We start from the raw sequence: 5,347 nt of genomic DNA, 5'->3' as shown, positions 1-5,347 counted from the left end.
AGCACAGGCCCACAATTAGGAGACACGCCCTAGATGGCGGTCGTCTACAGCGGCGCAATCTTTTAACCAAAGTGGACAGCGCGTCCGCGATCAGTCCCCGCTCCCCTGATCGTCGAAGGCAGTAGCGTCGTGACGGTTTCGATGCGCGTGATGATCGCGAGGGATGGCTACAAGCACCTCCTGCGCACGGTCGCGGCCAAGGACGACGACCGCGAGCCAACCCCGTAGGGCCGGCAAAGTAGTTGCGTTTCGATCGGGTAGTTTCTGCGGTTCCCAGATTACGGGCTTAAGGGTCGTTCGTGCTGTCCGCACAGGCCTCAGTCAACCTGCGTCTCGATGCAGTAGCGTCGCAGTTCTGCGATCATCGCGGTCTTGGGGGTGCTGACGAAGCGGAACGCATGGCTGAAACGGACGCGCATTCCTCCAGCCTCGAGGTAGCCGTCGCAGGAAGCGCGTCGTCCGTGGGTGACGACAGAAATGACCTCCACCCGCTCGGGAGAACGGCGGGCGCACCTCTCGGGCTGCACTGGGGCCGCTGTGTGTGGATTTCTCGATGAGCGTCCAGCTCATGTCATCGGCAAGCCACTCGGAGAGGGCCTCCAGCTCTCCCTTGGCCCGGTTCACAACGAAGTCTCCGTCAACGCACTTCCGTGAAGACTCATGGTGCTATGGCTCGATCCGATGCGCCCGGCCTTTCTCCGCGATCGGCACGCACATTTCGATGGGTCTATCAGGCTCCCAGCTGACCTGTCCTTGGTAGATGATGCCGAGTTTCCCGGTGGCGCCGTCTCGCTAGTCGGCCATGGCGAAGCAGTGTCGCCGCCGTGTTGCTCCTGCTCACGTCTCACAACTCACATCGAGTCGCCGCTCGCCCATGAGCCGAACTTCGGGGACGCTGCTGTACCACGCATGATGAGAATCACGCAGGGCACGTAGAGTGCTGCGGCGCAGAGCCAGAGGAAGCCGTCGGCGTTGTTGTAAGTGAGCGCGAAGATCGTTGTGAAAGCGACCGGTCCGAAGATCGATGTGACGCTGTTGATGCTGGCGAGCACACCCTGGAGGCGCCCTTGGTGCTGTTCATCGACGCGCTGGGAGAGAAGGGTTTGCAGAGCGGGGAGGCCGATGCCACCGATCCCCAGTGCCGCCAAGATAGGCGCCATGGAAAATGCGTCAGTGACAATCGCCAGGCCTACGAGACCCAAGGCGTCGGTAACACACCCGATGATGACTGTTTTTGCCTCACCGATCCACTCCACGATGCGGCCAGTAAGGAGGGCCTGCACGAGAACCTGTACGATCCCGAAGACGGACAGGGAGATTCCAACTTCGACGGGACTCCAGTCGAGGCGGTGTTCAGTAAACAGCACCCAGGTCGCACCTGGAGCCTGCCCAATGAATTGAACAAGGCCGAATGCGACTAATAGGAAGGTAATCCCAGGCACCGCGCTGAGGCCGGGGCGACCACGATGCTGAGCGAGCGACGCAGAGCGCGCAGGGGAATCAGGACGGGTCTCGCGTAACAAGATAAAGGTGAGTGCCAGATTGCTCGCTGAGAGAAGAGCAGCGAGCAAAAACGGCAGATGTGGCGAGATGGCACCGAACAGTCCACCCATGGCTGGCCCCGCGATCATTCCGCCGCCATAGCAGGCACTGAGTAAACCGAAACGCTTGGCGCGCTGGTGGGGTGGCGTGATGTCGGCGATCACGGTGGCGGTGACCGCATTGGTCGCTCCGGTTATCCCAGCCACTGCACGGGCGATATAGAACACCGACAGAGCGGATGTCGTGGCGAGCACGAGATAGTCGACGGTCGCACCGGCCAGGGAAACAAGCAGCACCCGGCGGCGGCCGAATCGGTCCGACAGTGTTCCCAGTACGGGGGCAAAGATGAACTGCATTACCGCGTAGAGCGCGCTCAGCACTCCGACGTTCAGCGGAACCGCATCAGCGGTGACCCCTGCCTCGTGTAGCAGTGCGGGGAGAATCGGCATCACCAGGCCCATGCCGGCGGCGTCGAGGCTAGCCGTGATGAGGACCGTGGCCAACGAGCCACGAGCGGAAGTGAGAGATGACACCTTATCAACGATAAAGTTATCGATGATAAAGTGCAAGCATGGCTCAGAAACAAGCGCGACTCGATCGTGCAGCAGTCTTGCGCGGTGCGAGGCATGTGCTCAATAACACGGGGATCGACGGTTTCACCACGCGGGCGCTGGCTGCGCATCTGCGGGTGCAGCAGCCAGCGCTCTACTGGCACTTTCGGACAAAGGGCCACCTGCTCGGATCGCTCGCAGCTGATGTGCTTGATCGCGAACACCACGCCTCACTCCCAGAGTCAGGGGAGCGCTGGGACGACTTTCTCCTGCGCAACGCGCGGAGCTTCCGGACAGCGCTTCTGGCAGTCCGGGATGGAGCACGGCTGCACGCAGAGTTTCACCGTCAAAAGAGTGACCAGATGCCAGCGGGCTCGGATGCCCCCGAAAGTCAGATCGAGTTTCTCGTGTCCGAAGGATTCGCTGAGGTCTCTGCGGTCCGAGCTCTCATGGCTATCAGCCGCTATACGGTCGGTTTCGTACTAGAAGAACAAACAGCGCTCGACAACGGATGTGAGCCTGTCGATCAAGACCTAGATTTCGAGTTCGGGTTAGTTGCAATGGTTGAAGGGCTGGCATCAAAGCGATGAGGGATGCTCGCGCTTTGGGTCTCTGCGTCAGTAAGGTCAATCCTTTCCCGCTCCCGCAGCACCTCCTCCGCGATACTGACGATTCGCTCATGGCTACGGAGCTCACTAACGAGCAAATCAGGGACCGTATGCATGTCGCGTCGCGATCGCGGAACGGCACATCAGCAGCATCTTCACCATGCTCGACCTTAACGAGCGCACAGGAAACAAGCGCGTCATCGCCGTCCTCGAGTACCTCAAGAACTAAGCGTCGAGTGCGTGACCGGCGCGATGACCATAGGTAACGGCGGTTTAGCATCGGTGCCGCATCTTGACACGACTCAATCCGCGACAGCTAACCTCCGCATATGGAGTTCGACGGAATGGAGATCCCCGACGATATCGAGGTCACGGTCTGGGGGAGCAACGAGCACCGGCTCTGTAACGTCTGCCGCGCAGAATGCGACCCCGAGCCGAGCGGCGCCGACGGGTACGGCGTGTGAATCGTCTACGTCTGCCGCGACCACGGAGTCCAATCCGTCGTGGACCCATTCGAGCATCTCCGTTGAAGCGCGCTCTTCGCTATCTCCCTGCATTGACGCAAACATCGCGCTCTCCGCCTTCCGAGGGTAGATCCCAAGATCTGCGGCGCACCTGCCCAGTGTGACGATCTCGATCAGGGTCATGACCGCTGGGGACGGGTACCGGTACCTGCTGAACGCAGTTGTCGCTGGCGACGGGGATCGCGATGCGTCGTCAGCGCTGACAAGGTACTACCTTGAAGCAGGAACGCCTCCCGGCATCTGGCTCGGGGCCGGCCTCCCAGGACTCGCCGGAGAGATCGCCGTCGGTGCCTCGGTGAGCGAGGAGCAGTTACGGCGCCTCATGGGGCACGGGCAGGATCCGAACAGCGGCGAGCAACTGGGGCGTCCGTACCGAAAGTTTGCCACCGCGGGCGAGCGGACGCAGCGCCGCCTCGATCAGCTCCCGAAGTCCCTTACCGCAGGTGAGCGTACCGCGCAGCAAGCGCTGATCGAGGCGGAGGAAGCACAGAAGCCAACGAATGCGCCGGTCGCAGGGTTCGATCTCACGTTCTCGGTCCCGAAGTCCGTCTCGACCCTCTGGGCAGTTGCCGACGGCGGCACGCAAGCACTCATTGCCCAAGCTCACCACGCAGCGATCCGAGACATGATCGCCCTACTCGAGCGCGACGTCGCGATGACCAGGGTCGGCGCGAAAGGGGCGCGTGGCGCCGTCGCGCAAGTCGACGTGCGGGGTGTGATTGCGACTGCCTACGATCATTACGATTCTCGGGCCGCGGATCCACAACTCCACACGCACATTGTCGTCGCCAACCGCGTGCAAGCAGCTCATGACGGGAAGTGGCGCACGCTCGATTCTCGCGCTATCCACGCCGCCGTCACCGGCCTATCGGAGCATTACAACGCGGTCCTCTCGGACCATCTCACTCAGATCCTCGGCGTCGGGTGGGAAGCCCGTGAGCGCGGTGCGGGGCGCTCCACGGCGTGGGAGATCGTTGGCGTGCCGCAGGAGCTGATGGACGAGTTCTCTTCCCGTACTCGCGATATCGAGCAGGTCAAAGACCGGCTGGTCGACGACTACGTCTCGAAGCACGGGAGGCAGCCGTCCCCGAAGCTGGTGTGGCAGTTCCGGCAGCAGGCCACGCTCGAGACTCGGCCCCCGAAGCAGCAGCACTCTCTCAGCGATCTCACCTCCCAGTGGCGAGAACGCGCGACCGCGTTGCTGGGTGAGGACGCGCCAACCTGGGCGTCGGCACTGCTCGCCGGTAGTGAGCACGAACCGTTGCTGCGGGCAGACGATATCCCGTTGGAGGATCTCGAGGAGGTCGCCGAGGTCGTGGTGCAGCAGGTCGGTGACCGGCGAGCGACGTGGAAACGGTGGAACCTCCACGCGGAGGCCGTGCGACAGACGATGGCTCTCCGCTTCGCGTCCGCGAACGACCGGGACGTCATCACCCAGCAGATCGTCGATGCCGCAGAACGGGTCTCGCTGCGCCTCACTCCGCCTCGCGCTCGCTCTCGCGGTCCGCCACGAAATCCTGTCACGCAATCCGATGGATCATGTCTCGCGTCTGCGCCGTCCGGTTCGAACGCCGGACGTCTATTCCTGGGAAGAGATCGCAGCCATCCGGTCTGGAATCAGGACGTGGGAGCAGCGGGAGGTCACGGCCGGTCCGCGCCCAGATGGGCAACTCGGTCAGATCGTGGAGGTGCTACTTGGCACTTCGGCCCGTATCGGTGAGGTGCTCGCGATTCGTCTCGGGGATCTCGACCTCGACGCGCCGATCCCTGCAGTGAGGATCTGCGGCACGATCATCAGCAGGAAGGGGGAGCCCACGCATCGGCAGGATCATCCGAAAACGGCCCGTTCGGTGCGCCGAGTCGCCCTTCCAAGCTTCACGCTCCGCGCAGTCCGGGAGAGGTTGGAGCAGATCCGGTTCACCCACCCTGACGCGCTGCTGTTCTCGACCCGCATCGGTACTCCGCATACGACGAACAACGTCCGGAGGCAGCTTCGCGACGTCATGGACCGCGCAGGTGTTCCCGACGTTACCCCGCACCGGTTCCGCCGCACAGCGGCCACTGCGATCAACGAGATCGGTGGCCTCCAACTAGGGCGTGTCTCTTATATGCGTAACCAGAC

Annotated in this window: 6 protein-coding genes; 4 read left to right on the top strand and 2 right to left on the bottom strand. The window is 62.5% G+C overall.

Features of this window, described 5'->3' with window-relative positions; translation table 11 throughout:
* Window positions 1-477: 477 nt before the first annotated feature.
* Window positions 478-654, top strand: a complete 177-nt coding sequence (locus tag HMPREF2820_RS10875) for a hypothetical protein (protein WP_168164038.1) — start codon at window positions 478-480, stop codon at window positions 652-654.
* A 197-nt stretch (window positions 655-851) separates the two neighbouring features.
* Here HMPREF2820_RS10875 and tet(33) read toward each other — a convergent pair whose 3' ends face one another.
* Complete coding sequence (gene tet(33), locus HMPREF2820_RS00045; protein WP_083308380.1) at window positions 852-2,075, bottom strand: tetracycline efflux MFS transporter Tet(33); 1,224 nt, start codon at window positions 2,073-2,075, stop codon at window positions 852-854.
* 38 nt (window positions 2,076-2,113) lie between these two features.
* Between tet(33) and HMPREF2820_RS00040 the strand changes: the two genes are divergently transcribed.
* Window positions 2,114-2,683, top strand: coding sequence for a TetR/AcrR family transcriptional regulator C-terminal domain-containing protein (locus HMPREF2820_RS00040; RefSeq protein ID WP_010154754.1), 570 nt, complete (start codon window positions 2,114-2,116; stop codon window positions 2,681-2,683).
* A gap of 320 nt (window positions 2,684-3,003) precedes the next feature.
* Here HMPREF2820_RS00040 and HMPREF2820_RS00035 read toward each other — a convergent pair whose 3' ends face one another.
* Entirely contained in the window at window positions 3,004-3,270 is a 267-nt protein-coding gene (locus HMPREF2820_RS00035) for a hypothetical protein (RefSeq protein ID WP_141751971.1), read from the bottom strand.
* A gap of 55 nt (window positions 3,271-3,325) precedes the next feature.
* On the opposite strand from HMPREF2820_RS00035, the gene mobF reads away from it, so the two are divergent.
* A complete protein-coding gene (gene mobF, locus HMPREF2820_RS00030) occupies window positions 3,326-4,945 on the top strand; it encodes a MobF family relaxase (protein ID WP_305764331.1) in 1,620 nt (539 codons plus the stop codon).
* On the top strand, window positions 4,908-5,347 hold a 440-nt coding region (locus HMPREF2820_RS00025), incomplete at its 3' end, for a tyrosine-type recombinase/integrase (RefSeq protein WP_210398688.1). The genes mobF and HMPREF2820_RS00025, both read left to right, overlap by 38 nt.

Origin of the sequence: Corynebacterium sp. HMSC064E08 (assembly GCF_001811805.1) — a bacterium.
Taxonomy (GTDB): Bacteria; Actinomycetota; Actinomycetes; order Mycobacteriales; family Mycobacteriaceae; genus Corynebacterium; species Corynebacterium jeikeium_D.
Note: the sequence above shows the minus strand (reverse complement) of the source record. Positions and strands in the feature narration are given on the sequence as shown.